We start from the raw sequence: 1,348 nt of genomic DNA, 5'->3' as shown, positions 1-1,348 counted from the left end.
GGCCAGCGACGTCTGCACGTAACCCATGGCGACCGGATGAGCGGCCGAGGGGCCGAAGCCGCCGGAGGTGACGTGGCCGGCGGGATTGCCGTCGGTGTCGAAAAGGGCAGCGCCGGTGCGCACCGGCTGGCGGCCTTCCGGCTTCAGTCCGACGCGTTTCTGCGCCGGGCCGCGCTCCAGGATTGAACGCAATGCGTCGGCGCCGATGAAAGCGCCAGAGGCGCGAACCTCCTTTGGGATCGCCCACATCAGCACGGCGCTGGCCGGGTCGATCTCAGGCGTGATGTCCAGCCCGTGCAGGCACAGCCCTGCTTCGAGCCGCAGGCTGTCTCGCGCGGCCAACCCAACCCACATCACGCGCTCGTCCTCGAGTAGCTTGGCGACGAGATTTCGCGCATCCGCTTCCGGCAGGCCGATCTCGAAACCGTCTTCACCGGTATAGCCCGACCGACTCATGAACCAGTTTTCGCGGGGCTCAAAGCCGTGCATGAACAGCAGCGAGCCGGTCTCGATGCCGGCGCGGGACAGGGCGGCCCAGGCTTCAGTCCCCTGGACCGCCAGGAAGACGCGGTCGAGTGCATCGATCTTGGCATCAAAATCCCCCTTTGCCTCAACATCCAGGGCAAGCCCACGAAGGTGCTTTTCGTCGGCTTCGGCATTGCCGGCATTGGCGACGACCATGAAGCGTTGCTGGCCGAGCCTGGTGACGATCAGATCGTCGAGGATGCCGGCGGCTTCATTGAGAAAGAACGTGTATTTGGACTGGGAAACTTCAAGCGCGCCGGCGTCGAACGGGCAGGCACGATTGAGCAGTGCTTCAGCGCCCGAGCCATTGATCTCGAACAGCTTCATGTGCGAGATGTCGAACAGGCCGGCATGCTCGCGGGTATGAAGGTGCTCCTTCATCACGCCGGCCGGATAGGTCAGCGGCATCGACCAGCCGGCGAACGCGCCAAAGCGCGCACCGGCGGCCGCGTGCAGGTCTTCGAGGGGAAGGTGTTTGGTGTCGTCGCCCGTCATGTCGTCTCCAGAGTCGCACGCAATCGGCCGCGAGTGGCGACCAGTCCGTGCCCCTCTGTCTGAAGCCTGAGAGACTCGCGCCCCGTAACTCTGTCGGCAGCGCTTACACCTTCGGCGCGGGGGCAAGCCCCGACTTTCCAGAGTGTCTTTCCTGTCTACGGTTCTTTTGCCTGAGAGATTTCGGGCGATTTCCCCTTCGGCGGCAGCTCTCGCTGCTCTCTCCCGCAAACTGGTAGGACTCAATTTGAGCCCTCGACTCGCCATCCATAGCCTGCGGGCGACACCTTGTCACCTCCCAGCGACACCTTACCGACAAGTCTTCGCTAAC

General features: G+C 63.9%; 1 protein-coding gene and 1 riboswitch. The gene reads right to left on the bottom strand.

The window, feature by feature from the left end; translation table 11 throughout:
- Nucleotides 1-1,020 (bottom strand): glycine cleavage system aminomethyltransferase GcvT (gcvT, locus tag EOA86_RS34835; protein ID WP_128345641.1); only part of this gene is annotated, 1,020 nt, incomplete at its 3' end.
- Nucleotides 1,021-1,168: 148 nt separating this feature from the next.
- Nucleotides 1,169-1,255: riboswitch (glycine riboswitch) on the bottom strand.
- Nucleotides 1,256-1,348: the final 93 nt, after the last annotated feature.

Origin of the sequence: Mesorhizobium sp. M5C.F.Ca.IN.020.32.2.1, from assembly GCF_004023105.1 — a bacterium.
Lineage (GTDB): Bacteria > Pseudomonadota > Alphaproteobacteria > Rhizobiales > Rhizobiaceae > Mesorhizobium > Mesorhizobium wenxiniae.
This window is presented reverse-complemented; position numbering and strand designations above follow the sequence as displayed.